27 protein-coding genes and 1 tRNA gene are annotated in these 25,620 nt (G+C 64.8%); 12 read left to right on the forward strand and 16 right to left on the reverse strand.

Annotated features, from left to right (window positions below):
- Nucleotides 1–14: 14 nt before the first annotated feature.
- From NX782_RS21585 to NX782_RS21600, 4 genes are all read left to right on the forward strand, one after another.
- Entirely contained in the window at nucleotides 15–1,103 is a 1,089-nt protein-coding gene (locus NX782_RS21585) for a M48 family metallopeptidase (protein ID WP_258847557.1), read from the forward strand.
- A gap of 282 nt (nucleotides 1,104–1,385) precedes the next feature.
- Nucleotides 1,386–2,285: a DMT family transporter gene (locus NX782_RS21590; protein WP_258847558.1), complete on the forward strand. Its 900-nt coding sequence runs from the start codon at nucleotides 1,386–1,388 to the stop codon at nucleotides 2,283–2,285.
- Between the two features lie 4 nt (nucleotides 2,286–2,289).
- Entirely contained in the window at nucleotides 2,290–3,177 is an 888-nt protein-coding gene (locus NX782_RS21595; protein ID WP_370661821.1) for a DNA-3-methyladenine glycosylase 2, read from the forward strand.
- Between the two features lie 77 nt (nucleotides 3,178–3,254).
- Nucleotides 3,255–4,289 carry a hypothetical protein gene (locus NX782_RS21600; protein ID WP_258847559.1) on the forward strand — a complete coding sequence of 345 codons (1,035 nt, stop codon included), beginning with the start codon at nucleotides 3,255–3,257 and terminating at the stop codon, nucleotides 4,287–4,289.
- Between the two features lie 8 nt (nucleotides 4,290–4,297).
- Here NX782_RS21600 and NX782_RS21605 read toward each other — a convergent pair whose 3' ends face one another.
- On the reverse strand, nucleotides 4,298–4,711 hold the full coding sequence (locus NX782_RS21605) for a T6SS immunity protein Tdi1 domain-containing protein (protein WP_258847560.1): 414 nt from the start codon (nucleotides 4,709–4,711) through the stop codon (nucleotides 4,298–4,300).
- 276 nt (nucleotides 4,712–4,987) lie between these two features.
- Nucleotides 4,988–5,064, reverse strand: a tRNA-Met gene (locus tag NX782_RS21610).
- A 116-nt stretch (nucleotides 5,065–5,180) separates the two neighbouring features.
- Here NX782_RS21610 and NX782_RS21615 point away from each other — a divergent pair.
- The 5 genes from NX782_RS21615 to NX782_RS21635 are packed head-to-tail and all read left to right on the forward strand — an operon-like array spanning nucleotide 5,181 to nucleotide 9,456.
- Nucleotides 5,181–5,762, forward strand: coding sequence for an NUDIX hydrolase (locus NX782_RS21615; RefSeq protein WP_258847561.1), 582 nt, complete (start codon nucleotides 5,181–5,183; stop codon nucleotides 5,760–5,762).
- Nucleotides 5,763–5,772: 10 nt separating this feature from the next.
- Nucleotides 5,773–6,495: a leucyl/phenylalanyl-tRNA--protein transferase gene (gene aat / locus NX782_RS21620; protein WP_258847562.1), complete on the forward strand. Its 723-nt coding sequence runs from the start codon at nucleotides 5,773–5,775 to the stop codon at nucleotides 6,493–6,495.
- Between the two features lie 59 nt (nucleotides 6,496–6,554).
- Nucleotides 6,555–7,283 carry an arginyltransferase gene (locus NX782_RS21625; protein ID WP_258847563.1) on the forward strand — a complete coding sequence of 243 codons (729 nt, stop codon included), beginning with the start codon at nucleotides 6,555–6,557 and terminating at the stop codon, nucleotides 7,281–7,283.
- A gap of 43 nt (nucleotides 7,284–7,326) precedes the next feature.
- Nucleotides 7,327–8,364: a quinone-dependent dihydroorotate dehydrogenase gene (locus tag NX782_RS21630; protein WP_258847564.1), complete on the forward strand. Its 1,038-nt coding sequence runs from the start codon at nucleotides 7,327–7,329 to the stop codon at nucleotides 8,362–8,364.
- A 45-nt stretch (nucleotides 8,365–8,409) separates the two neighbouring features.
- On the forward strand, nucleotides 8,410–9,456 hold the full coding sequence (locus NX782_RS21635) for an aldo/keto reductase (RefSeq protein ID WP_258847565.1): 1,047 nt from the start codon (nucleotides 8,410–8,412) through the stop codon (nucleotides 9,454–9,456).
- Between the two features lie 42 nt (nucleotides 9,457–9,498).
- Here NX782_RS21635 and NX782_RS21640 read toward each other — a convergent pair whose 3' ends face one another.
- From NX782_RS21640 to NX782_RS21670, 7 genes are all read right to left on the reverse strand, one after another.
- On the reverse strand, nucleotides 9,499–10,431 hold the full coding sequence (locus NX782_RS21640) for a CysB family HTH-type transcriptional regulator (RefSeq protein ID WP_258847566.1): 933 nt from the start codon (nucleotides 10,429–10,431) through the stop codon (nucleotides 9,499–9,501).
- Nucleotides 10,428–11,516, reverse strand: coding sequence for a sulfate/molybdate ABC transporter ATP-binding protein (locus NX782_RS21645; RefSeq protein ID WP_258847567.1), 1,089 nt, complete (start codon nucleotides 11,514–11,516; stop codon nucleotides 10,428–10,430). The genes NX782_RS21640 and NX782_RS21645 overlap by 4 nt, the downstream gene beginning before the upstream one ends.
- A gap of 2 nt (nucleotides 11,517–11,518) precedes the next feature.
- A complete protein-coding gene (gene cysW, locus NX782_RS21650) occupies nucleotides 11,519–12,439 on the reverse strand; it encodes a sulfate ABC transporter permease subunit CysW (protein ID WP_258847568.1) in 921 nt (306 codons plus the stop codon).
- Nucleotide 12,440: 1 nt separating this feature from the next.
- The gene (gene cysT / locus NX782_RS21655) at nucleotides 12,441–13,283 is read right to left on the reverse strand and encodes a sulfate ABC transporter permease subunit CysT (protein ID WP_258847569.1); all 843 of its coding nucleotides are present in this window, start codon (nucleotides 13,281–13,283) and stop codon (nucleotides 12,441–12,443) included.
- 114 nt (nucleotides 13,284–13,397) lie between these two features.
- Nucleotides 13,398–14,171, reverse strand: coding sequence for a sulfite exporter TauE/SafE family protein (locus tag NX782_RS21660; RefSeq protein WP_258847570.1), 774 nt, complete (start codon nucleotides 14,169–14,171; stop codon nucleotides 13,398–13,400).
- Nucleotides 14,172–14,286: 115 nt separating this feature from the next.
- Nucleotides 14,287–14,925, reverse strand: coding sequence for a peroxiredoxin (locus NX782_RS21665; protein WP_258847571.1), 639 nt, complete (start codon nucleotides 14,923–14,925; stop codon nucleotides 14,287–14,289).
- Between the two features lie 39 nt (nucleotides 14,926–14,964).
- Nucleotides 14,965–15,351 carry a diacylglycerol kinase gene (locus NX782_RS21670; protein ID WP_258847572.1) on the reverse strand — a complete coding sequence of 129 codons (387 nt, stop codon included), beginning with the start codon at nucleotides 15,349–15,351 and terminating at the stop codon, nucleotides 14,965–14,967.
- A 118-nt stretch (nucleotides 15,352–15,469) separates the two neighbouring features.
- On the opposite strand from NX782_RS21670, the gene NX782_RS21675 reads away from it, so the two are divergent.
- Entirely contained in the window at nucleotides 15,470–16,255 is a 786-nt protein-coding gene (locus NX782_RS21675; RefSeq protein WP_258847573.1) for an IclR family transcriptional regulator, read from the forward strand.
- Here the strand turns inward: NX782_RS21675 and pbpG are convergent, their stop codons facing one another.
- The 3 genes from pbpG to NX782_RS21690 form a co-directional block, all read right to left on the reverse strand.
- Nucleotides 16,256–17,362 carry a D-alanyl-D-alanine endopeptidase gene (gene pbpG, locus NX782_RS21680; RefSeq protein WP_258847574.1) on the reverse strand — a complete coding sequence of 369 codons (1,107 nt, stop codon included), beginning with the start codon at nucleotides 17,360–17,362 and terminating at the stop codon, nucleotides 16,256–16,258.
- Nucleotides 17,363–17,535: 173 nt separating this feature from the next.
- Nucleotides 17,536–18,231: a nitroreductase gene (locus NX782_RS21685; protein WP_258847575.1), complete on the reverse strand. Its 696-nt coding sequence runs from the start codon at nucleotides 18,229–18,231 to the stop codon at nucleotides 17,536–17,538.
- Between the two features lie 28 nt (nucleotides 18,232–18,259).
- Nucleotides 18,260–19,201 (reverse strand): DMT family transporter, encoded by a 942-nt coding sequence (locus tag NX782_RS21690; RefSeq protein ID WP_258847576.1) that lies wholly within the window; start codon nucleotides 19,199–19,201, stop codon nucleotides 18,260–18,262.
- Nucleotides 19,202–19,493: 292 nt separating this feature from the next.
- On the opposite strand from NX782_RS21690, the gene phaP reads away from it, so the two are divergent.
- Nucleotides 19,494–20,072: a TIGR01841 family phasin gene (gene phaP / locus NX782_RS21695; RefSeq protein ID WP_258847577.1), complete on the forward strand. Its 579-nt coding sequence runs from the start codon at nucleotides 19,494–19,496 to the stop codon at nucleotides 20,070–20,072.
- Nucleotides 20,073–20,269: 197 nt separating this feature from the next.
- Here the strand turns inward: phaP and NX782_RS21700 are convergent, their stop codons facing one another.
- Genes NX782_RS21700 through NX782_RS21715 form a run of 4 tightly spaced genes read right to left on the reverse strand, consistent with a single transcriptional unit; the run spans nucleotide 20,270 to nucleotide 23,921 of the window.
- Complete coding sequence (locus NX782_RS21700) at nucleotides 20,270–21,004, reverse strand: ABC transporter ATP-binding protein (protein WP_258847578.1); 735 nt, start codon at nucleotides 21,002–21,004, stop codon at nucleotides 20,270–20,272.
- Nucleotides 21,004–21,777: an ABC transporter ATP-binding protein gene (locus NX782_RS21705; protein WP_258847579.1), complete on the reverse strand. Its 774-nt coding sequence runs from the start codon at nucleotides 21,775–21,777 to the stop codon at nucleotides 21,004–21,006. Before NX782_RS21705 ends, NX782_RS21700 begins: the two co-directional genes overlap by 1 nt.
- Complete coding sequence (locus NX782_RS21710; protein ID WP_258847580.1) at nucleotides 21,774–22,976, reverse strand: ABC transporter permease subunit; 1,203 nt, start codon at nucleotides 22,974–22,976, stop codon at nucleotides 21,774–21,776. Before NX782_RS21710 ends, NX782_RS21705 begins: the two co-directional genes overlap by 4 nt.
- A gap of 15 nt (nucleotides 22,977–22,991) precedes the next feature.
- Nucleotides 22,992–23,921: a branched-chain amino acid ABC transporter permease gene (locus tag NX782_RS21715; protein WP_258847581.1), complete on the reverse strand. Its 930-nt coding sequence runs from the start codon at nucleotides 23,919–23,921 to the stop codon at nucleotides 22,992–22,994.
- Between the two features lie 210 nt (nucleotides 23,922–24,131).
- Between NX782_RS21715 and NX782_RS21720 the strand changes: the two genes are divergently transcribed.
- On the forward strand, nucleotides 24,132–25,547 hold the full coding sequence (locus NX782_RS21720) for an OmpP1/FadL family transporter (RefSeq protein ID WP_258847582.1): 1,416 nt from the start codon (nucleotides 24,132–24,134) through the stop codon (nucleotides 25,545–25,547).
- Nucleotides 25,548–25,620 lie beyond the last annotated feature (73 nt).

Raw genomic sequence — 25,620 nt, forward strand, 5'->3', positions numbered from 1 at the left:
AAAGAGAGGAGCACATGAGCGCCAATCGCCGCGCGGCTTCGTTTGCCGCATCCCTGGCCGCTGCCACCGCCCTGCTGCTGACCGGTTGCGCCACGCAGGCGCCGCAGCAGACCGGGACCGCCCCGCGCGTCGTCGAACGCACGCCCGAGGCGCCCGGCCTGACCCCGCAGATGGCCGCCGCCGCCGATACGCTCAGCAAGATGGCCGACCTGCAGAACCGCCTGTACAAGGTCGCGTCGCCGCTCCTCATCCAGAACGCCGAACTGTGCAAGGGCCAGGCCCGCAACCTGCTCGGCTTCACCGCCAAGAACCGCTGGTCCTACCCGGGCGACTATAACGAAGCCGCGCACGTCGCCTTCGGCATGGACGAACGCCTGCAGGTCACCAGCGTGCTGGCCGGCAGCGGCGCCGCCAAGGCCGGCCTGCAGACCGGCGACGTGCTGCTGGCCGCCGCCGGCAAGCCGCTGCCGACCGGCCAGCACGCGCTGAGCCAGGCCGGCACCATCTTCAACAAGATCGTCGCGTCGCAGGCCACGCTGCCGATGACGGTCGAACGCCGCGACAGCGAGCGCCAGCTGGCGATCCCGGTCACGCGCGCCTGCGCCTTCGCGATCGAGCTGGGCAACGCCGACAACGTCAACGCCTATGCCGACGGCTCGCGCGTGCTGGTCACGCGCGGCATGATCCACTTCACCCGCAACGACGAAGAACTGGCCTACGTGCTGGCCAGGACCATGGCCCACAACCTGCTCGGCCACGCCAGCGCCCAGCGCAACGTCTCCACCATCGGCAGCATCATCGACAACCTCAAGAGCATCACGCCGGATACCTCGATGCTGATCGGCAGCGGCGGCATCAAGGCGATGCCGCCCGAGATGGACGCCGCCGCCGACCGCCTCAGCCTCTACCTGGCGGCCCGCGCCGGCTACGACATCGACGACGCCGACAACTTCTGGAAGCGCCTGAACGAAACCTACCCGGCCACCGTGCTGAACGGCTACAACGCCAACCACCCGGCGCTGGCGGCGCGTTTGGCGGCGATCGAGAAGGCGCAGGCGGAGATCAAAGCGAAGAAGTCGGCCAAGAAGCCGCTGGTGCCCTAAGTCCTTGGCCTGAGAACCTCATCCGTCGTTAGCATGTAAACGTCATTCCCGACCTCGCCGGCCGCCTTGGCGGGAATCCAAGTTTGCTTGAGTGGCTTTAACATGCGGTAGTGGCCAGCGACGAACTTGGGTCCCCGCCTGCGCGGGGACGACGGGTAGCGTAGATTTTTTGTATCATTGCCAATTCCCCGTCACGCATCCTGAATTCAGCAGCAAGAAACAGGAAGCGTCCGGCGGTGCGCCAGGCGACCATGCCTGCCGCATTCACCCGTGAAGAACGCAATGACCACCGCCAACCTGCTGCGCCTCATCCTGCTTGCCGCCATCTGGGGCGGTTCCTTCCTGTTCATGCGCATCAGCGCCCCCGTGCTCGGGCCGGCGGTGCTGATCGAGTTCCGGGTGCTGTTCGCGGCCCTGTTCCTGGCCATCGTCGGCTTCGTGCTGAAGAAGCGCCTCGATCTGCGCGCCAACTGGAAGCATTTCTTCATCCTCGGCTTCTTCAATTCCGCGCTGCCTTTCCTGTTGTTTGCGTTCGGTGCGCGTACCTTGTCGGCCTCGGTGCTGTCGGTGCTGAACGCGACCGCGCCGATGTGGGGCGCACTGGTCGGCGCGGTATGGACGCGCCATGCGATCAGCCTGCGCACCGCGCTCGGCCTGCTGCTCGGCACTGCTGGCGTGGCCCTGCTGGTCGGCTTCGACCATGTGTCGAGTAAACCAGGCGCCGGCCTGGCGGTGGTCGCCGCGCTGGCCGCGGCCCTCTGCTACGGCATCGCCAGCCAGTACGCGCGTTCGGCGAAAAGCGTCGAACCGTTCGCGAACGCGCACGGCACCATGTGGACTTCCAGCCTGATCGTGCTGCCGGTGCTGCCCTTCTTCCCGATGACGGGCACGCCGACCGTCGGCATCGTCGGCGCGGTGCTGGCGTTGGGCGTGCTGTGCAGCGGCATCGCCTACATCCTGTATTTCCGCCTGATCGAGGAAGTCGGCACCACCTCGGCGCTGACCGTCACCTTCCTGAACCCGGTGTTCGGCATCCTGTGGGGCGCGCTCTTCCTCGGCGAAACCATCGGCTGGTACACCATCGCCGGCTCGGCGATCACCCTGGTCGGCACCGCGCTGGTGACAGGCTTCGTGCCGCGTTTCGGACGCGCCGCAGCGCCGGCTGCCACGCAGGGAAGATGAACCTGTGAGCCGCATCGAACTGGCCATCGAGCTGCCGCCGGACTACCGCCGGCAGGACCTGTTCGGCTTCCACGGCCGCGATGCCGAGGGCCTGGCCGAACGCATCGACGGTGAACGCATCCGCAAAGGCGTGATGGTGGATGGCGTGCCGACCGTGCTGGACATCGACCTCGGCGCCCGGCCCGGGCAGGCGCTGTGCAGTGTCGATGCCGATGGCGATCCGGCGGCGGAGCAGAGCCAGGAGATGCTGCGCAACGTGCTCGGCCTGCGCATCGCGCCCGAGCCTTTCGAAGCGGCGGTGGCGGACGATCCGCTGTTCGCACCACTCGTTGCGCGCGAACGCGGCCTGCGCGTGATCCAGTCCGCCACCGTCTTCGAAGCCCTGAGCTGGGCCATCATCGGCCAGCAGATCAATCTCGGTTTCGCGATCGCCCTGCGCCGCACCTTCATTTCGCTGGCCGGCCGCGCCCACGCCAGCGGCCTGTGGTGCTATCCGGAAGCGGGCGATGCGGCGCGCCTGGACCTGGATGCGCTCACCAGCCGCAAGTTCTCGCGCGCCAAGGCCGAGACCTTGTTGCGCCTGGCGCGTCTGGTCGACGACGGTGCCCTGGACCTGCGGCGCGATGCCGATCTGCCGGCGGTCAGCGCACGCCTGCTGGCAGTGAAGGGCATCGGCCCCTGGACCGTCAACTATGCGCTGCTGCGCGGCTATGGTTTTGCCGACTGCTCGCTGGAGGGCGACGTGGCCGTGCGCACCGCCATCGGACGCCTGCTGGGCAGTGCGGAGCGGCCCAATCTGGATGAAGCGGCCGCCTTCCTTGCCGCCTACCGCCCGCACCGCACGATGGCGGCCGCGCATCTCTGGGCCAGCCTCAGCCAGACAGCCGGCTGAGCAACGGCCATGCTGATCCAGAACAATCAGCGGCCTGTCCCGCGGCACGATTTCCGCAAAAACCTTACACTATGTTAATGCATAGTCAAGCTACCTTATCAGGCCTGGCCTGCGCGCTCCTGTTGGCCTGCAGCGCCACGGCCAGCGCGCAAACCGCCGCCCCAGACCAGGACCAGGACGAACACGGTGCCTATATCTCGCTCACCTTCGGCACCGGCAAGATGCACGGCGAAAACCTGGAGGGCAGCCGCTGGATGGGCGGCCGCGCCTTCGAGGTACGGGCCGGCCGCACCGAAGACAAGGTGCTCGGCGGCGGACGCATCGACTTCGTCCATTACAACGAAGGCCATCCGGACAATAATCACCGCGACGGTTTCGCCCTGCAATGGCTGGCTGTGCGCCCGCTCAGCGCCACCTGGACGGGCGAGCTGGGCATCGGTCCCTACCTCAGCATGAACACGACCGTGGTCGACGGGCGCCAGGTCGACGATGCGAACTGGGGCGTGCTGGTGAGCGCCGCGCTGCGCATGCCGCTGCGCTCGCTGCCAACCGGCACTTCGCTGCGTATCGGTCTGAATCAGACCTTCATGCCGCACGCGCACCGCTCCACCGCCCTGCTGGTAGGTCTCGACCGCCAGTTCGGTCCGGCCCGCCCGGACCCGGATACCGAACCAGCCGCCGGTCCGTGGTGGTTCGGCGCCTCGGTCGGCAACGCGATCACCAACATGTCCGGGCGCGAAGCCGCCTATGCCGGCGTACTCGAAGCCCGCAAGTACATGGGCGAGCGCCTCGAGCACTGGGCAGTGTCGGGCAAGTTCCTGTTCGAAGGCGACGATGAAGTGCGCGTCGACCGCCGTGGTGTGGCCGCCCAGCTCTGGTATGTGCAGCAGGTGACGCCGCGCTTTTCGATGAGCGCCGGCGCCGGCCCCTACTTCGCCAGGAACCGCCGCGACGACGCCGACCCGAACAGCACCAACCTCTTGATCAGCTTCCAGGCCGAACGCGCGCTGTCGCGCCAGACCCGGGCTTTCGTCAACTTCAACCGCGTGAAAACCTTCCGCGAGACCGACGACCGCGATCTGTTCCAGGTAGGCGTGATCAAACGCTTCTGACGGCGGTTTCAGTTCCAGAGCGGCAAACCCTCGAACTGCTGGGCGCCCTCGCCGGCAAAGCGGATCAGCTCGGACAGCGGCACGGTGGCCAGGTTGTCGCGCCGGTAGTGGCCGCCTAGCGCACTGGGAATCCTGAGACAGTACTTGCGGCCCGCGCTCAGCGGACCCAGCGTCGATTCGGCCAGGCGCACCTGCTCCGGCATATACCAGTTGTTGAGGAATTCCTGGTTGTAGGAAAGGGCATCGAGGGCGGCGCGGTCCTCGGCCACCGGCTCGCAGCACAGATCCTGCGGCGACAGGCGCCAGTAACGACCTTCGTCGTCGCGGATGATCAGGTTGCCGAAGGCGTTCTCGCCCAGCACCTCTTCCGCGTTCAGGCCGACCCAGCCCCATGCCTCGTTAATCTCGTCGATATTGATCATCGAATGCACTCCGCAATGTAAGCGACACCGAGCACTGACAAAACCCCATGGCGGCGTTGCATTCGTCTCGCCGTACTAACGTACTGTCTTCGTGGTCCGCCACTGCGGCGATGCGCCTTGCCCTGGGGCTTTGTCAGATGCTCTCTGCGTTCGACCGGGCTGAACCACGGGCGTTGCGGCAAGGGAGAGGAAGCTTGAGAAGCTTCAGGCGCTGCCGGGGCCGGCAGGGAAAATGAAAAGGCCGCTGATCCTGAACAGAATCAACGGCCTCGAATTTGGTTGCGGGGACAGGATTTGAACCTGTGACCTTCGGGTTATGAGCCCGACGAGCTGCCAGACTGCTCCACCCCGCGTCTGATGGTTCGTATTATACGGGCCCCAGCCGGTTTAGGCAATGGCCGATCCGGTTTCGCTACAGCTGGCCCGATACGGTGGTAAAGTAAGGGCAACGTCATTACCTCCTTTTTCCATGAAATTCTGCTCCGAGTGCGCCCATCCGGTGACGGTGGCCATCCCTGAAGGCGACAACCGTCCGCGCTACGTGTGCACCCAATGCGGCACCATCCATTACCAGAACCCGAAAATGGTGATCGGCTCGATCCCTGTCTGGGAACAGGATGGCGAACTCAAGGTGCTGCTGTGCAAACGCGCGATCGAACCGCGCTACGGCTACTGGACCCTGCCGGCGGGTTTCATGGAAAACGAAGAGACCACCGGCCAGGCCGCTGTGCGCGAGACCGAGGAGGAAGCCGGCGCCAACGTCGAACTGGGCAACCTGTTCACCCTGCTCAATGTCGCCCACGTACACCAGGTCCATCTGTTCTACCTGGCGCGCCTGCTCGACCTCGACTACGAGGCCGGCGTCGAGAGCCTGGACGTGCAGATGTTCGCCGAACACGAGATCCCGTGGGACGACCTGGCCTTCCCGACCATCCGCACCACGCTGGAGCTGTTCTTCGCCGACCGCCGCAAGGTGCTCGAGGGAGGCAGCTACGGTTTCCACAGCCGCGACATCACGCGGCCCATGAGGGCCCCTGTCGAACCGGATTGAATACGGCACCATGATCCCCTGGCTCGAAGCGAATACGCCCTTCCCCGACGTCTCCGAGGCATTGACCACGGATGCGCCCGGCCTGCTGGCCGCCGGCGCCGACCTGTCGCCCCAGCGCCTGCTGCAGGCCTACCGCAACGGCATCTTCCCCTGGTTCTCGGAAGGCCAGCCGATCCTGTGGTGGAGCACCGATCCGCGCATGGTGCTGTACACCGAGCGCTTCAAGATCAGCGACAGCCTGAAAAAGACCTTGAGAAAGGTCGAACGCTCGCGCCTCGAAGGCGGCCCGTGGGTGGTGCGCTTCGACAGCGCCTTCGAATCCGTGATGCGTTCCTGCGCCGCGCCGCGCAAGGACGGTCCGGGCACCTGGATCTCGGAAGACATCATCGCCGGCTACACCGGCCTGCACCGCCTCGGCTATGCCCACTCGGCCGAGGTCTGGCTGGACGGCGAGCTGGTCGGCGGCGCGTATGGCGTGTGCATCGGCCGCATGTTCTATGGCGAATCGATGTTCGCGCGCGTCTCGGATGCGTCCAAGGTGGCGCTGGCCTACCTGGTCGCCTTCCTGCGCAATCACGGCGTGCGCCTGCTCGACTGCCAGCAGGAGACCGGGCACCTGGCCTCGCTCGGCGCCATGCCGATTCCGCGCCAGGCGTTTCTTGAACATCTACGCCAGGCCATCGCCGAGCCCGCCATCGAACGTTGGGAAGTTGCGCCACCGTTGACCACCTAACGGTGCGCGGCGCTGTCTTTGGCTACAATGGGTCAAACACGTCGTCTCGAGAGCATTGCATGACGCACTTAAATGACCTGCCCTTTTCCACGCTGCAGTTCTATACCACGGCGCCCTATCCGTGCAGCTACCTCGATGCGCGCCAGGCGCGCTCGCAGGTGGCCACGCCTTCGCACCTGATCAACGCGGACGTGTATTCGGAGCTGGTGCGCAACGGTTTCCGCCGCAGCGGGATCTTTACTTACCGTCCGTATTGCGACGGCTGCCGCGCCTGCATTCCAGTGCGCGTGGCCGTCAACGACTTCGGACCCAACCGCAGCCAGCGCCGTGCCTGGAAGCGCCATTCGGACCTGTCCGCAACGGTCGCCAACCTGTCGTTCTCGGACGAGCACTATGCGCTCTACCTGCGCTACCAGACCACGCGCCACGTCGGCGGCGGCATGGACCAGGACAGCCGCGACCAGTACGCGCAGTTCCTGCTGCAGAGCCGCGTCAATACGCGACTGGTCGAGTTCCGCGAGCCGGGCGGCACCTTGCGCATGGTGTCGATCATCGACGTGCTGTCGGACGGCCTGTCCTCGGTCTACACCTTCTTCGATCCCGACGTCGAAGGCGCCTCCTACGGCACCTACAACGTGCTGTGGCAGATCGAGCAGGCGCGCGAACTGGGCCTGCCCTATGTCTACCTCGGCTACTGGATCGAGCAGAGCCCGAAGATGGCCTACAAGATCAACTTCCGGCCGCTGGAGGCGCGCATCGACGGCGTCTGGGGAGTATTGGAGCGGTAGGGCACGCACAGGGTAGAATGTCGGGAATTCACGTTAGGTAGCCATGTCCGACACACTCCTGTACGCCCTCGCCCGCCCGCTGCTGTTCACCCTCGACCCCGAAACGGCCCACAATCTGACCCTGCCCGCCTTGCGCCGCGCGAATGCGCTCGGCGTGACGCGCCTCGTCAGCAAACCACGCCCCGATCCGCGCACCGTCATGGGCATCACCTTCCCGAATCCGGTCGGCCTCGCTGCCGGCCTGGACAAGGATGGCGCCTACATCGACGGCCTGGCGGCACTCGGCTTCGGCTCGATCGAGGTCGGCACCGTCACGCCGCGCCCGCAGGCCGGCAATCCGAAGCCGCGCATCTTCCGCCTGCCCAGCGCGCGCGGCATCATCAACCGCATGGGTTTCAATAACGGCGGCGTCGACGCCTTCGTCGCCAACGTGCAGGCCTCGCGCTTTTATCAGGAAAAGCAGGGCGTGCTCGGCCTGAACATCGGCAAGAACGCCGACACCCCGATCGAACGCGCCGCCGAGGATTACCTGCACTGCCTGCGCAAGGTTTACCCCTATGCCAGCTACGTGACGGTGAACATCTCCTCGCCGAACACCAAGAACCTGCGCCAGCTGCAAGGCGCCTCCGAACTCGATGCCCTGCTGGCCCAGCTGAAGGGCGAGCAGTCGCGCCTGGCCGACGAGCACGGCCGCTACGTGCCGCTGGCGCTGAAGATCGCGCCGGACGTCGACGCCGACCAGCTCCGCGACATCGGCGCCGCCCTGCTGCGCCATGGCATCGACGGCGTGATCGCCACCAACACCACGCTCAGCCGCCGCGACGTCGAAAACCACCGCCACGCCAACCAGCAGGGCGGCCTGTCCGGCGCACCGGTGTTCGACCTGTCGAACATCGTGATCCGCGCGCTGTACAAGGAAGTCGGCGACGCCGTGCCCATCATCGGCGTGGGCGGCATCCTGAGCGGCCGCGACGCCAAGGCCAAGGTCCAGGCCGGTGCCCAGCTGGTGCAGCTGTATAGCGGGCTGATTTATCGTGGGCCGGCGCTGGTGCGCGAGTGTGCAGACGCGCTGCGTCATTAAGCCCCGTCGTCCCCGCGCAGGCGGGGACCCAAGTAGGACTCTCGAATGAAAACGACAAAACTCGGCCGCACCGACTTAAGCGTCTCCCGCATCTGCCTAGGCACCATGACCTTCGGCGAGCAGAACACAGAAGCCGATGCCCACAGCCAGCTCGACTACGCCATCGAACGCGGCATCAACTTCATCGACACCGCAGAAATGTACCCGGTCCCACCCAAGGCCGGCACCCAGGGTTCGACCGAACGCTTCATCGGCACCTGGCTGAAAAAATCCGGCAAGCGCGACCAGATCGTGCTGGCCACCAAAGCCGCCGGCCCGAACGCGACCCAGACCTGGATCCGCGGCGGCAAGCACAACCTGGACGCGAAGAACATCCGCGCCGCCGTCGACGCCAGCCTGCAACGCTTGCAGACCGATTACATCGACCTCTACCAGCTGCACTGGCCGAGCCGCAACGTGCCGATCTTCGGCGCCAACCAGTTCGATCCGAAGAAAGAACGCGCCAGCATCCCGGTCGAGGAGACGCTGGCCGTGCTGGGGGAGCTGATCGAGGAAGGCAAGATCCGCCACATCGGCGTGTCGAACGAAAGCCCGTGGGGCGTGTCGGAATACATCAAGCAGTCCGAGATGCGGGGCCTGCCGCGCATCGCCACCATCCAGAACCTGTACAACCTGACCGCGCGCGCATTCGAAACCACGCTGCTCGACGAAGTCTGCTATCGCGAAGAAGTCAGCCTGCTGGCCTACAGCCCCCTCGCCTTCGGCCAGCTGAGCGCCAAGTACGTCGACGATCCGCAGGCGCATGGCCGCCTGACCATTTATCCGCCGACCTGGAGTCCGCGCTATCTGCGTCCGGCCGTGTTCGCGGCGGTGAAGGAATATGCGGCGCTGGCGCGCGCCAACGGCATGACACCCGCGCAGATGGCGCTGGCCTGGTGCTATTCGCGCTGGTGCGTGGGCTCGACTATCATCGGCGCGACCACGCCGGCGCAGCTGAAGGAAAACATCGATGCGGAAAGCGTGGCGCTGCCGGATGAGGTGGTGAAGGCGATCGATGCGATTCATGCCAGGTACACGAATCCCGGCCAGTGAGTTCTGAACGTCATTCCAGCCTGCGCGGGAATGACGGGGCAATTATTCCGCCGCCACCGGATGCAAAGCCCGCTCGATATCCGCCCGCGTAAATCCCTGCGCAAAGCGCTCAATGAAGTCATACGCATAGGCCCGCAAATAAGCCCCCTTGCGCACCGCCAGCCGCGTCACATTCGGCGCAAACAGATGCGAAGACTCGATCGCACGCAAGCCGCGATCCCGCCCATGGTCGAACGCCATCGACGCGACGATACCAACCCCCATCCCCAGCGACACATACTGCTTGATAACGTCCGAATCCATCGCCGTCAGCACGATGTCCGGGTTCACGCCGGCGCTGGCGAAGGCGGCGTCGATGTGGCCGCGGCCGGTGAAGCCGACGTCGTAGGTGATCAAGGGATACTCGGCGAGGTCGGCCAGCTTGATCGGGCTTTGCTGCAAGAGCGGATGGCCGTCCGGCACCACCACCAGGTGACTCCAGCGGTAGCAAGGGAAGGACACCAGCTCGGGGAAGGCCGACAAACCCTCGGTGGCGATGCCGATGTCGGCGCGGCCGGACAGCACCCATTCGGCGATGTGTTCCGGCGCGCTCTGCTGCAGGGCGATGCGCACCTCCGGATAGCTGTTGCGGAAAGCCTGCACCACCTGCGGCAGCGCATAGCGCGCCTGGGTGTGGGTCACGGCGACGGTCAGCGTGCCGCTGTCCTGGGCCGCATACTCGCTGCTGGCCTGCTGCAGGTTCTCGGCCTCGACCAGCAGGCGCTCGATGATCTTGAGGATGCCCTTGCCCGGATCGGTCATGCCGGTCAGGCGCTTGCCGTTGCGCTCGAAGATGACCACGCCCAGCTCGTCCTCGAGTTCGCGGATCTGGCGCGATACCCCTGGCTGCGAGGTGAACAGGGCGTTCGCCACGTCGGTCAGGTTGAAGTTGCGGCGCGCCGCCTCACGCACCGAACGCAGCTGCTGGAAGTTCATATGCCCCCACCTTGCTCAACGAAATTCTGGTCGACGAACACGTGCATGCGGCGCGGTTTGACCAGCAGGGTCTCGCCGTCGCGCAGATTCAGCGCGCGGTACTGCTCATTTGGGATCACCGCTTCGATCAATTGAGCATTGTCGGCGCGCTCCAGGTCGAGCTGGGCCAGCGGGCCGATCGCGTGCGCACGGCGCAGCTTGACCGCCACGCCCTCGCCGCCCGCCGTATAGCGCTCGACTTCGAGGTCGTGCGGGCGCACGTAGGCGATGCCCTCGCCGTTCTGCACGCCGGCGTATTGCGGCGCATGGAATTTCGCATCGCCGCTGGCCAGCACGCCATCGTTGACGCGGCCGTGGAACAGATTCACGTTGCCGAGGAAGCCGTAGACGAAGGGCGAGGCCGGCTGATTGTAGACGGCGCTAGGGGTGCCGAGCTGCTCGACGCGGCCTTTATTCATCAGCACCACCTGGTCGGCCACTTCCAGCGCTTCTTCCTGGTCGTGGGTCACGAAGATCGAGGTCACGTGCAGCTCGTCGTGCAACTGGCGCAGCCAGCGGCGCAGTTCCTTGCGCACCTTGGCGTCGAGCGCGCCGAAGGGTTCGTCGAGCAGCAGCACGCGCGGCTCCACCGCCAGTGCCCTGGCCAAAGCGATGCGCTGGCGCTGGCCGCCCGACAGCTGCGGCGGGTAGCGGTCGGCGATCCAGTCCAGCTGCACCAGCTCGAGCAGCTTTTTCACCTTCTCGCGGATCTGCGCTTCGCTCGGGCGCTCCTTGCGCGGCTTGACGCGCAGGCCGAAGGCGACGTTCTCGAACACGGTCATGTGCTTGAACAGCGCGTAGTGCTGGAACACGAAGCCGACCTGGCGCTCGCGCACGTGGCTGGCCGAGGCGTCGGCGCCGTCGAGCAGCACGCGGCCGGCGTCCGGGAACTCCAGGCCGGCGATGATGCGCAGCAGCGTGGTCTTGCCGCAGCCGGAAGGACCGAGCAGCGCGGTCAGCTCGCCGTCGGCAAACTGCAGCGAGACGTCATCCAGGGCCGTGAACTGGCCGAATTGCTTGCGGATGTGTTGGACTTCGATCGTCATGCTCAGTGCTCCGTAGTATTGGCTTGCATTTGCGCGTTCACCTTGCGGTTCTGGTGGAGGCGCCATTCGATAAAGGATTTCACCGCCAGCGTCACCAGGGCCAGCAGCGCCAGCAGCGAAGCGATCGCAAAGGCCGCCGTGAAGTTGTATTCGTTGTAGAGGATCTCGACCTGCAGCGGCATGGTGTTGGTCTCGCCGCGGATATGGCCGGACACCACGGACACCGCGCCGAACTCGCCCATCGCGCGGGCATTACACAGGATCACGCCGTACAGCAGGCCCCACTTGATGTTGGGCAGCGTCACGCGGCGGAAGGTCGCCCAGCCGGACGCGCCCAGCACCAGGGCCGCCTCTTCCTCTTCGCTGCCTTGGGCCTGCATCAGCGGGATCAGTTCGCGCGCAACGAAGGGGAAAGTAATGAACACGGTCGCCAGCACGATGCCCGGCACCGCGAACAGGATCTTGATGTCGTGGTCCATCAGCCAGGGGCCGAACCAGCCCTGCGAACCGAACATCAGCACGTAGATCAGGCCGGCAATCACCGGCGATACCGAGAACGGCAGGTCGATCAGGGTCAGCAGCACGCTCTTGCCGCGGAAGTCGAACTTGGCGATGCACCAGGCGGCAGCGACGCCGAACACCAGGTTCAGCGGCACCGAAATGCCGGCCGCGATCAGGGTCAGCTTGATGGCCGCCAGTGCATCCGGCTCGAGGATCGCTTCTTTATAGACATCCCAGCCGTTCTTCAACGCTTCGGCGAACACCGCGACCAGCGGCACGAACAGGAACAGGGTCAGGAAGATCAGGGCCACGGCGATCAGCACGTAGCGCACCCAGCCCGGCTCCAGCGTATTGGTGGCCTTGCGCGGCGCCTGGGCGACCGTGGCGTCAGCCGGTTTGATGTTTTCCAGGACGGCGCTCATATTATTTCCCCGCCCGTTTGCGGGTCCAGGCCTGCAGCAGGTTGATCGCCAGCAACAGCAGGAAGGAGACGACCAGCATGACCACGGCGATCGCGGTGGCGCCCGTGTAGTCGTACTGCTCGAGCTTGGTGATGATGAAGAGCGGCGTGATCTCGGACACCATCGGCATGTTGCCGGCGATGAACACCACCGAGCCGTATTCGCCGGTCGCGCGCGCAAAGGCCAGCGCGAAGCCGGTCAGCAGGGCCGGCACGATGCCCGGAAGGATCACGCGGGTGAAGGTCTGCCAGGGGCTGGCGCCGAGGCTGGCGGCCGCCTCTTCCAGCTCGCGCTCGGCGTCTTCCAAGACCGGTTGCACGGTACGCACCACAAAGGGCAGCCCGATAAAGGTCAGCGCCACCACCACGCCCAGCGGCGTGAACGCAATCTTGATGCCCAGCGGTTCCAGGTATTTGCCGATCCAGCCATTGCTCGAATACAGCGCCGTCAGCGTGATGCCGGCGACCGCGGTGGGCAGCGCGAACGGCAGGTCGACCAGGGCGTCGACGAAGCGCTTGCCGGGAAACTGGTAGCGCACCAGCACCCAGGCGACGATGCCGCCGAACACGACGTTGATGGCGGCGCCGATCAGGGCCGCGCCGAAGCTCAGGCGGTAGGAGGCCATCACGCGTTCCGAGGTGACCGCGCTCCAGAACGCCTCCCAGGTCATGGTAAAGGTCTTCAGGAAGATCGCCGACAGGGGCACCAGGACGATCAGGGCCAGGTAGAAGATCGTGAAGCCGAGCGACAGCCCGAAGCCGGGGATCACCCGGTTGGCGCTGCTGCGGCTGGTCGCTAAGTTCATAGGGGGCCTTATTACAATTTCTTCTAATAACGCGACATAATCGCACCCTGAACACATATTGCAAACGAAGCATTCTTCATTTGCATAGATCGCCTGGCTATTAAGCTGCCTTCATCACACCACCAGCTTGAGGGCCACCAGCGCCAGGGTCATGGCCAGCAAGCCGCGCAGGAAACCGTCCGGCACGGCCTTCGCGGCCCAGGAACCGAGCGTGATGCCCGGCACCGAGCCGACCAGCAGGGTCACCAGCAGCATCCAGTCGATCGAGCCCAGCCACCAGTGGCCGGCGGCGGCGATGGCGGTCAGCGGCACGGCGTAGGCGATGTCGGTGCCGGCGATTTCGGCCGGGCTCAGCTTCGGATACAGCATCACCAGCAGGGTCGCGCCGATGGCGCCGGCGCCGATCGACGAGATCGTGACCAGGGTGCCGAGCACGGCACCGGAAAAGATGGTGGCGACAGTCAGGCTTCTGCCCTGCAGCTGTCGCCCGGGCTTGGCATTGACCCAGGCCAGCATGCGCGTACGGAACAGGATCGCGACCACGGTCAGCATCACGGAAACGGCGATGGAATAGCGGATCACCTGGCCAATGGCGGCGTCCAGCGGACCGAAGTGCTGCAGGGCCAGGGTGGCCAGCAGTGCGGCGGGCAGCGCGCCCATGCACAGGCGGCCGACGATGGGCCAGTGCACGTTGCCGCGTTGGCGATGGGTGACTGTGCCGGCGCTCTTGGTGAGCGAGGCGAAGGCGAGGTCGGTGCCGACCGCCACCGACGGCGTGACGCCGAACAGCAGCGTCAGCAGCGGCGTCATCAGCGAACCGCCGCCAACGCCGGTCATTCCGACCAGCAAGCCGACAGCGAAACCCGACAAAATATACGTCATCAACATACTTTACCCCCAGATTCGCTCCAAGGGTAAAGGGCCTCAGCCGTTAAGCAAACAACAGATTACTTCTTTGCTTATGCGGGCATTGCGCGTGGGCACGGAGTGCCCGCCTACACGCTTACTTATTGGGCTGCGGCGTCAGACGCAGATAAGGACGCGGTGCCGTATAGCCTTTCGGATACTTCTGCTTCAACTGCTCCGGATCCTGCACGGTCAGCGGGATGATCACGTCATCGCCGTCCTTCCAGTTGCCCGGGGTTGCCACGGTGTAGCCGTCGGTCAGTTGCAGGGCGTCGATCACGCGCAGGACTTCGTCGAAATTGCGGCCGGTGCTCATCGGGTAGGTGATGATCAGACGCACTTTCTTGGCCGGGTCGATCACGAACAGCGAACGCACGGTCGCGGTGGCCGAGGCGTTCGGGTGGATCATGTCGTACAGCTGGGAGACCGATTTATCGGCATCGGCGATGATCGGGAAGCCGACCACGGTCTGCTGGGTTTCTTCGATGTCCTTGATCCAGGCCTTGTGCTGCTCGGCCGGGTCGACCGACAGGGCGATGGCCTTGACGTTGCGCTTGTCGAATTCCGGCTTCAGTTTGGCGGTCAGGCCCAGCTCGGTGGTGCACACCGGCGTGAAGTCGGCCGGGTGGGAAAACAGCACCACCCAGGAATCGCCGGCCCAGTCGTGGAAGCGGATGCGGCCGATGGTGGAATCCTGCTCGAAATCGGGGGCGGTGTCGCCCAGGCGTAAAGTCATGCTGATCTCCTTCAGGTTAGGAAAAATGCGAAAACTGCGTCAAAAGAAACGGTTGTACAGCACCACGGCCCAGGTCGCCCCTGCCATGGCGATCGCCAGCGCCACCGCCGCACTGCCCAGGTCCTTGGCGGCCTTGGACAGCGGATGGCGTTCCAGCGACACGCGGTCGACCACGGCTTCGATCGCGGCATTGATCAGCTCGACCAGCAGCACCAGCCCGAGCACGGCGATCAAAACCAGTTTCTGGAAGGCGGACACCGGCAGGAACAGCGCGACGATGGCCGCCGGCAGCGCCACCATCAGCTCCTGGCGGAAAGCGTGTTCATGCTGCCAGGCGTGCCGGAAACCGGCGATCGAATAACCGGTGGCGGCGGCGATGCGCGCCAGGCCGCCCTTGCTCTTGAACTCGCTGCTGGGTTGGGTCATGGATGTCGTGTTTGCTTGCAGGATTGGCATTATGCCGCAGCTTACAACAACACGTTAAACACAATTTTCACATTATGGTATAAAGTAGAGAAATATACCGCACTGCACCAACCACAATATGAAAATGGAAACGCTCGAACCAGCAAAGACTTCCATCCAGGTGATTGAACGCATGGTCGCCCTGCTCGACGTCCTGGCCAGTTATACGGATCCCGTGAGCCTGAAGGAATTGTCGAAGGTTTCCGGTCTACACCCCTCGACCGCGCACCGCATCCTCAACGACATGGTGGTGACCCGCTTCGTCGACCGCGTCGAGCCGGGTACGTATCGCTTGGGCATGCGCCTGCTGGAACTGGGGAATGTGGTGAAGAGCCGGCTGTCGGTGCGCGAAGCGGCGGTCGACCTGATGCGCGCGCTGCACAACAAGACCCGCCAGACCGTCAACCTGTCGGTGCGCCAGGGCGACGAAATCGTCTACATCGACCGCGCCTTCTCCGAGCGTTCCGGCATGCAGGTGGTACGTGCGATCGGCGGCCGCGGTCCGCTGCACCTGACCTCGACCGGCAAGCTGTTCCTGTCGGTGGACGAGCCGAAGGCGATCCGCGCCTACGCCACCCGTACCGGCCTGGCCGGGCACAACAAGAATTCGATCACCGACCTCGGCCGCCTCGAGCGCGAGCTGGCCCTGGTGCGCTCGCGCGGCTATGCGCGCGACAACGAAGAACTCGAACTGGGCGTGCGCTGCATGGCCGCCGGCATCCATGACGACAGCGGCAAGCTGGTGGCGGGCCTGTCGATCTCGGCGCCCGCCGACCGGCTGCAGGAAGAATGGCTGGAAGACCTGGTGAACACGGCGGCGCAGATTTCGGCGACGCTGGGGCACCGGGTGGGTGCCAACATCTAGTTACTGCGCAGTGGTCCCCGGCACCACCGCCGACACCGTCACCGGCACGGCCGCGGCGGCCGTCGCCGGAATCGCCGGCTTCAATGCTTCCAGCCACTTGCGCATCCGGCCCGCATCCGCGGTCCGCGACTGCTTGCCCTTCGAATCCAGGAACACCATGATCACGTTCCGGCCCTGGATCATGGCCTGCATCACCAGGCAACGCCCTGCTTCGTTGATGAAACCGGTCTTCTGCAAACCGATATTCCAGTCCGGCATCGCGACCAGGTAGTTGGTGTTGTGATACTGCAGCGTCCGTCCGCTGGCCTGGACCGCATAGTTCGGATCGGTCGTGTACTGGCGCAGCAGCGGCTCCTGGTGGGCAGTGATCGCCAGCTTGGCCAGGTCGCGCGCACTCGACACGTTCTGGCTCGACAGGCCACTCGAATCCACGTAGCGCGTGTCGTTCATGCCGAGTTCTTTTGCCTTGGCATTCATCGCCTCGACAAAGGCCGTGATGCCGCCCGGGTAGTTGCGGCCCAGTGCGGCGGCGGCGCGGTTCTCGGAACTCATCAGCGCGATGTGCAGCAGGTTGCCGCGGGTCATGCGGGTGCCGACCGGCAGGCGCGAACTGGTGAATTTGTGCTTGTCGACGTCGGCATCGCTGATGGTCAGCACTTCGTCCAGGTTCTGGTGGGCCTGGACCACGATCAGGCCCGTCATCAGTTTGGTGATCGAGGCGATCGGCAGGGCGACGGTCGAATTCTTTTCGAACAGCACTTCCGAGCTGGTCTGGTCGAGCACATAGGCCACCGAGGAACGCAGGTCGAGCGGGTCGTGGGTCTTGTTCAGGCCGACCAGATCGCCGGCGCTGAGGATGGCCAGGGCCGGCGCGGCGCGGCGCACGCGCTGGTAGACCACCTTGCGCTTGCCATGCACCATCTCGATCCGGCGCACCATGCGCTGACGGTTGTCGTCGGCGATGACCTTGGCCAGGTCGGTGCGCTTGGCCTTGACCTTTTTCGCGGTGGCCGTGCGCCCCTTGTGCCTGGTTGCGGCGGCGGCATCGTCAGCCGTTGCAAAAAGGAAAGTCATGGACATGGCGGCAGCCAATGCGAGCTTGAGCATCTGTAAATCCTTGAACGCAAACTGATGAGCACACATTTGCAGTGTAGCGAAAGACGGGTAGAGCGCAAGGAAATGTAACATCTGGGCTTTGATTTTGCTACAACGCAAGGTTTCTCGCGTTGTAGAAATCTCTTGATATTTCAACAGCTTGGGCGCCAAGTATATCGAACAAGCTATTCGACGAAGCGCACGAACCCCGCTACCGGTTCACGTTCGGTGACCAGGCTGTTCTCGATCTTGCCCGGATCGGCATAGCCGAGCGCCATGCCGCAGACCAGCATTTCGTTGCCCGGCAAACCCAGCTGCTCAGCAATGATCTTGTGGAACTGGGTGAAAGCCGCCTGCGGGCAGGTATCGAGACCGCGGCCGCGCGCTGCCACCATGATGTTCTGCAAGAACATGCCATAGTCGAGCCAGGAGCCCTGCTCCATCACGCGGTCGATGGTGAAAATCAGGCCGACCGGCGCGTCGAAGAAACGGTAGTTGCGGCCATGCTGGGCCGCCATCCCCGCCTTGTTCTCGCGCGTCAGGCCCAGCAGCGCGTACAGGTCCCAGCCGACCTTGCGGCGGCGGTCGATGAAGGGCGAAACCCATTCGCGCGGATAGTAGGCGTACTCCTCGGTGTGTTCCTTGATCTGCTGCGCATCGCCATAGGCCGCCAGGATCGCGCTGCTCAAGCTTTCCTTAGGCGCGCCGGTCAGCACGTACACCTTCCACGGCTGGGTATTCGTCCCGGAGGGCGCGCGCGCCGCGACTTCGAGGATGGCTTCGATGTCTTCGCGTGCGACCGGCGTGTCCAGGAAGGCGCGGATCGAGCGACGCGAGGTGATGGCGGCGTCGACGGCTTGTTGCTGCGGGCTGGTGATCATGGATTCTCCTTGTAAGGCATGGACTCGATTACTTTCTGACGACGAAGGCAACGCCCGTCACCGCGACCACCATGCCGACCAGTCCAAGCGGGCTCAGCGCCTCGCCGAACATCAGCCAGGCCATCACGGCGGTGGTTGGCGGCGTCAGGTACAACAGGCTGGTGACCCTGGTCGCATCGTTGCGGCTGATGAGCCTGAACAGCAGGAAGATGGCGCCGATCGACAGCGCGAGCACCGACCATAGCAGCGCGCCGACGAACTGCGGCGTCCAGTGCACGCTGGCCAGCGCCGGGCCGAAGTCTTCCAGCAGCACCGCCAGCGGCAGCAGCGCCAGTGCGGTGGCGGCAAACTGGATCAGGGTGCCGGTGCGCAAGTCGAAATGCGGACAGAAGCGCTTCTGGTACAGCGTGCCGCTGGTAATCGACAGCAGCGCCAGCAGACACAAGCCGATCGCCGCGGGCGACAGGCCATTCAGGCTGATCTTGGCATACACCACCAGGCCGACGCCGCCCAGGCCCAGCAGCAGTCCCAGCCATTGGCGCGCACTGACGCGTTCGCCGACCAGGGGCGCGGCAAACGCGGTCAGGATCGGTTGCAGGCCGACGATCAGGGCCGACAAGCCGGCCGGCATGCCGATCTTGATGGCGCTCCAGACACCGCCCAGGTAACCGGCCTGCAGCAGGAGTCCGGCCACCGCCACGTGCAGGATGCGGCCGCGCGGCCATGGTGCGCCGCCCACCAGCACCATCGGCACCAGGACCAGCAAGGCGCCCAGGCAGCGCAGGATCAGAAAAGTCAGGGGCGGCGCATACGGCAGGCCGTACTTGGCGGCGATGAAGCCGGTGCTCCACAAGGCGACGAAAAACAGCGGCACCGGTGCCAGCCAGCCGCTGCGTGACGGCGGCGCGGGCGGGACCGGGCTGGCCTGCACGTCGGACGCGGCGGAGGATTCGGGGGCGGATGGGCGCATGGAATTGCCAGTCTAGCATGCTGTCAGGGTCCCTGCCGACCTGTCCTTACCCAAGGTGAGTGTTGTATCGGTGCAAACGAATAAGCATGCAAACGATTGCATGGATTGATATATATCAAAATAACGCTTCCGTATTGTGCGCCGCATCAAAAGTGCTTGACGCATAATCGGAACCCGGTAAAATCTGGTCATGTTGCGGCGCACAAGAGATGTTCGAAACCAGCCGCTAGTAACGGTCCTAGCAACATCCGGGTCCACCACGTTCAATATTCATCCAATACTGGAGAACTACATGTTTGCATTCCCCGAGCAGTTTTCGAACGCGACCAAAGCCAACCTGGAATCCCAATTCGCCCTGCTGTCGACCCTGACCTCCAAGACCTTCGAAGGCGTGGAAAAGCTGGTGGAGCTGAACATCAACACGGCCAAAGCCGCACTGGAAAACTCGTCGGCAACCGCGCGCCAGCTGCTGGCCGTGAAAGACCCGCAGGAATTCTTCTCGGTGACCTCGTCGCAGGCCCAGCCGAGCGCTGAAAAAGCCCTGGCCTACGGCCGTCAGGTGGCATCGATCGCCGCCGACACCGGCGCCGAGTTCTCGCGCGCTGCCGAAAGCCAGATCGCCGAAGTCAACCGCAAGGTGATCTCGCTGGTCGACGAAGTGACCAAGAACGCCCCAGCCGGTTCCGAAACCTACGTGTCGGCCCTGAAGACCGCCATCAGCAACGCCAACGCCGGCTACGAGCAGTTCACCAAGACCAGCAAGCAGGCTGCCGAAGCGATCGAGTCGAACCTGAACGCCGCTGTCTCGCAGTTCACCCAGGCCGCCGGCAAAGCCACCAGCGCCGCCAACGGTGCTGCCAACGCTGCCTGAGTAATACGCTCTCCTACCAAGGAGAAACGGCCTGGATCGCTCACGCGGTCCAGGCCGTTTTTATTTGTTATCTCGTCGTTCCCGCGCTTTGCCGTCATTCCCGCGCTTTTGCCGTCATTCCCGCGCAGGCGGGAATCCATACGCCGCGTCAAATGAGCCTCAGCATGGATTCCCGCTTTCGCGGGAATGACGTTGTACTATTCGCCGAGGTAAGCAGCCTGCACCCGCGGATCATGCAGCATATCCGCCGCCTTCCCGCTCATCGTGATCGCCCCCGACTCCATCACATAAGCACGGGTCGCCGCCTGCAGCGCCAGCCTGGCATTCTGCTCCACCAGCAGGATCGTGATCCCCTGCGCAGACACGTCGCGGATCACCTCGAAGATCTTCTCGACCATGATCGGCGACAGCCCCATCGACGGCTCGTCCAGCAGCAGCAGGGTCGGGTGGCACATCAGCGCGCGCGCCATCGCCAGCATCTGCTGCTCGCCGCCGGACAGGGTGCCCGCCAGTTGCGAAGAACGCTCCTTCAGGCGCGGGAACACCGCATACCACTTCTCGATGTCGGCATCGATCCCGGCCTGGTCCTTGCGCGTGTACGCGCCCATCAGCAGGTTTTCGTGGATCGTCATGCGGGTGAACACGCCCCGCCCTTCCGGCACCATCGCCAGCTTGCTTTGCACCAGCTTGAAGGACTTGGCGCTCAGTTGCTTGTCGAGCAGCGGCTGGCCGAGATAGGACACGCTGCCTTCGACCTTGCAGGCCGGCAGGGTGCCGGTGATCGCCTTCAGGGTGGTGGTCTTGCCGGCGCCGTTGGCGCCGATCAGGGTCACCAGTTCGCCGCGGTTGACTTCCAGGGCTATGCCTTTGACGGCCTTGATGCCGCCGTAGGCGACCTTGAGGCCGCTAATCTTGAGAATGTTCTCGCTCATCAATGACTGCTCCCGGTGCCGAGGTAAGCCTCGATCACCGCCTTGTTCTTCTGGATCTCGGCCGGCAGGCCTTCCGCGATCAGCTTGCCGTATTCCAGCACCGAGATGCGGTCGCACAGGCCCATCATCAGCTTCACGTCGTGCTCGATCAGCAGGATGGTGATGCCGGCACCCTGGATCTTCACCAGCAGCTCGCGCAGGGCCAGCTTTTCGGTGGCGTTCATGCCGGCCGCCGGTTCGTCCAGCGCCAGCAGCGTCGGATCGGTGGCGAGCGCGCGCGCGATTTCGAGGCGGCGCTGGTCGCCGTAGGATAGGTAGCGCGCGGTGCGGTTGGCAAACTGGCCGATGCCGACGAAGTCCAGCAGTTCCTGGGCTTTCGCGCGGATCGCCGCTTCTTCGAGACGCGCCGCCTTGTGGCGCAGGATCGCGCCGATCACGCCCTGGCGGGTGCGCACGTGGCGCCCGACCATCACGTTTTCCAGCGCCGTCATCTCGCCGAACAGGCGGATGTTCTGGAAGGTGCGGGCGATGCCGGCCTTCGCCACCTGGTGCGGCGCCGACGGCGAATACGGCTTGCCGGCCAGCTCGAAGCTGCCGCTGTCCGGCTGGTACAGGCCCGTAATCACATTGAAGAAGGTGGTCTTGCCGGCGCCGTTCGGGCCGATCAGGCCATAGATCTGGCCCTTCTCGATGCGGATGCCGACGTCGGTCAGGGCCTGCAGGCCGCCGAAGCGTTTATTGACACCCGAGATGTTCAGCAGCGCCGTGCTCATTCTTCTTCCTCTTCCTTCGCCAGCGCCGCGCTCGGGCGGTCTTCCTTGATCGGCGACGGCCACAGGCCCGCCGGGCGATACAGCATGATCACCACCATCGCCAGGCCGTACAGCAGCTGGCGCAGCACCTCGGCCTCGATCAGCACCTTGCCGAACAGCGCCTGCTGGGCCGGCTCCACCACGTGGCGCAGCACTTCCGGCAGCGCCGCCAGCAGCACGCCGCCCATCACCACGCCGGGGATGTGGCCGATGCCGCCCAGCACCACCATCGCCAGCACGGCGATCGATTCGGTCAGCGAGAAGGATTCCGGAGAAACGAAGCCCTGGAAGGCCGCGAACATGGCACCTGCCACGCCGCCGAAGCAGGCGCCCATCGAGAACGCCAGCAGCTTGACGTTGCGGGTATTGATGCCCATCGCCTTGGCGGCGATCTCGTCCTCGCGGATCGCGACCCAGGCCCGGCCCAGGCGCGAATGCTGCAGGCGGCTGGTCATGAAGATGGTCACGATGCACAGCAGCAGGAACAGGAAGTAATAAGCGTTCACCGACGGGATGCCGAAGCCGCCGACGTACACCGTCGCCTTCGAGCCGGCCTCGCCGGCCAGCGAGACGCCGAAGATGCGGATCGGATCGATCAGGTTGATGCCTTGCGGGCCGTTGGTGAAATTGATCGGATCGTTCAGGTTGTTCATGAAGATCCGGATGATCTCGCCGAAGCCCAGGGTCACGATGGCGAGGTAGTCGCCGCGCAGCTTCAGCGTCGGCGCGCCCAGCAGCGCACCGAACAGGCCGGCCACGATGGCGGCCAGCGGCACGATCGCCCACACCGACAGGTGAATACCGTTGGTGCGGATGTCCTCGCCGAACATCGCCACCAGCGCCTCGCCCAGCGCCGGCGAATAGTTCACCAGCGATTCCAGCAGCGCGGCGAACTGCGGCGACGCCATCAGGCCGGTCAGGTAGGCGCCGACCGCGAAGAAGGCGATATAGCCGAGGTCGAGCAGGCCGGCAAAGCCGACCACGATGTTCAGGCCCAGCGCCAGCATGATGTACAGCAGGGCCATGTCGAGGATGCGCACCCAGGAGTTGCCGAACTGGCTGGCAACGAAGGGGAACACCAGCATCACCGCCAGCAGGACGGCCATGCTGGCATAGGCCTGGCGCGGTTTGTGCGCGGTGTCGAAGGTCAGGAGAGCCATGTTCTCGATCTCCCCTTACGCGCGGTCGGCCACGCGCTCGCCCATGATGCCGGACGGCCGCACGGTCAGCACCAGGATCAGCACGATGAAGGCGAAGATGTCCTGGTAGTGGCTGCCGAGGAAGCCCCCGGTCAGGTCGCCGATATAGCCGGCGCCCAGGCTCTCGATGATGCCGAGCACGATCCCGCCGATCATCGCGCCATAGATATTGCCGATACCGCCAAGCACCGCGGCCGAGAAGGCCTTCATACCCGGCACAGTACCCATCGCGAACTGGATCGAGGCATAGTTGGCGCCCCACATCACCCCGGCGACGGCGGCCAGCGCGGCGCCGATGGCGAAGGTGGTGACCACCACGCGGTTCGCGTCCACGCCCATCAGCCCGGCCACGCGCGGGTTCTCGGCGACGGCGCGCATGGCGCGGCCCATTTTCGTCTTCTCGACCAGGAACACCAGGCCCAGCATGGCGCAAGCGGCCAGCACTAGCAGCAGCACCTGGGTCTGCGAGATCACGGCGCCGCCGACGAAGATCGGGTCCGAGGACAGCAGCTGCGGGAAAGGCAGCGGGCTGCGGCCCCAGATCATCATCGCGAAGGTCTGCAGCAGGATCGACACGCCGATCGCGGTAATCAGGGGCGCCAGGCGCGGCGCATTGCGCAGGCGGCGGTAGGCGATCCGTTCGATCAGCACGTTGACCAGCATCGTCACCGGGATCGCACCGATGATCGCGATCGCCAGCTGCAGCCAGCCGGACATGCCGGGGAAGTGCGCGTCCAGCAGCTTCAGGATGCTGAGCCCGACCATGGCGCCGATCATCAGCACGTCGCCGTGGGCGAAGTTAATCAGGTTCAGCACGCCGTACACCATGGTGTAGCCGAGCGCGATCAGCGCATACATGCTGCCCAGCACCAGTCCGTTGAGGATCTGCTGGATAAAAGTTTCCATCGTTGGGGTTCTCTTTCTCTTGTTGCGCCGCGCGGCGGCGTAGCCCATTTCCGAGCGACATCATCATATTACATCCATCGCCCACGCATGAAGAAAATGACATGTCGCCGTCACGAATTTGCAGTCTGTAGTATGCTCCGCGCCGCGTGATCCTCAGCCATACCCACGCCGGGGCGCGCCATTTGAAACATAACGATTTAGCGAGACTTAATGAAACAGAAACACCTGACTCTCCTGGTTGCCGTGGCCCTGGCCGCCGCCTCCACCAGCGCTCTCGCCTCGGGCTACCGTTTTGGCTCCCAGAGCGTGTCCGCCCAGGGCAGCGCCGAAGCCAACGGCGCCGAAGCCGCCGATGCCTCCACCATCTTCGCCAACCCGGCCGGCCTGTCGCGCCTGGACGGCAAGCAGATCATGGGCGGCGTGACCGTCCTGGCCCCGCACTCGAGCTTCCAGGATGCCGGCTCGACCCGCTTCACCCGCACCCCGACCGGCGGTCCGGCTTCGCAGGACGACTACGCGCCGAGCGCCGTCGCCGCGCCTTCGCTGTACTACAGCCAGAAGATCGACAGCCAGTGGACTGCCGGCCTGGGCGTGTTCGTCCCTTACGGCACCAAGCTGAACTATGACTCGAACTGGACCGGCCGTTACTCGCTGACCGACATCAAACTGGAAGCGGTCAATTTCAACCCGTCCGTCGCGTTCAAGCTCAACGAGCAGCACGCCTTCGGCTTCGGCATCGACATCGAATTCATGAAGGCCCGCCTGGGCCAGGGCGTCGACATCCCGGGCACCATCGCCGCGGCCCAGGCCACCGGCACCGGCGCCGTGCTGGCACGCCAGATCGCCGCGCTGGGCGGCAACCCGGCCGCACTGGCGACCGCGGGCGACGCCCACGCCGCCGTGAAGGGCAAGGACTGGGGCTATGGCTTCAATATCGGCTACATGTTCTCGCCGGACCAGAACACCCGCTTCGGCATCGCCTACCGCTCGCCGATCCAGCACGAACTGAAAGGCGGCGCGACCTGGGACTTCTCCGGCGTGAGCCGCGACCCGGTCGTCAACGCGGTCCTGCAGGGCGCCGCGCGCCGCGCCAACTCGGCGGCCCAGGTCGACATCCGCACCCCGGAAACCCTGTCGCTGAACGCCTTCCGCCAGTTCAACGACAAGTGGGCCGGCATGGCCGACGTGACCTGGACCCGCAACTCGCGCATGGATAACATCGACATCGTCTTCGTCGGCACCGCCGAAGGCAACGAGGTGATCCGCCAGCAGTGGAAGAACACCGTGCGCGTGGCCCTGGGCGCCAACTACAAGCTGAACGACCAGGTCACCCTGCGCGGCGGTATCGCCCACGACGAAGCGCCGGTACGCAGCGCCGAGCTGCGCCACGCCGCCCTGCCGGACGCCGACCGCCTGCAACTGTCCTTCGGCGCCAACTGGAAGCTGACCCCGGCTTCGTCTCTGGACCTGGCCTACTCCTACCTGGACTTCAAGGATGCGCCGGGTAACTACACCAACAACTGCAACCCGACCGCGACCACCTGCACCGGCAACGGCGAGACCGTGCGCGGCACCTGGAAGACCCACATGCAGCTGCTCGGCCTGGCCTACAACTACAAGTTCTGATTGCTTGTAGCCAGACGTTAAAAAGCCGGCGTCTCCTTGCGGAGCGCCGGCTTTTTTATCGCCATGAAGGCAG

Source organism: Massilia norwichensis (assembly GCF_024753245.1).
GTDB classification, from domain to species: domain Bacteria; phylum Pseudomonadota; class Gammaproteobacteria; order Burkholderiales; family Burkholderiaceae_D; genus Telluria; species Telluria norwichensis.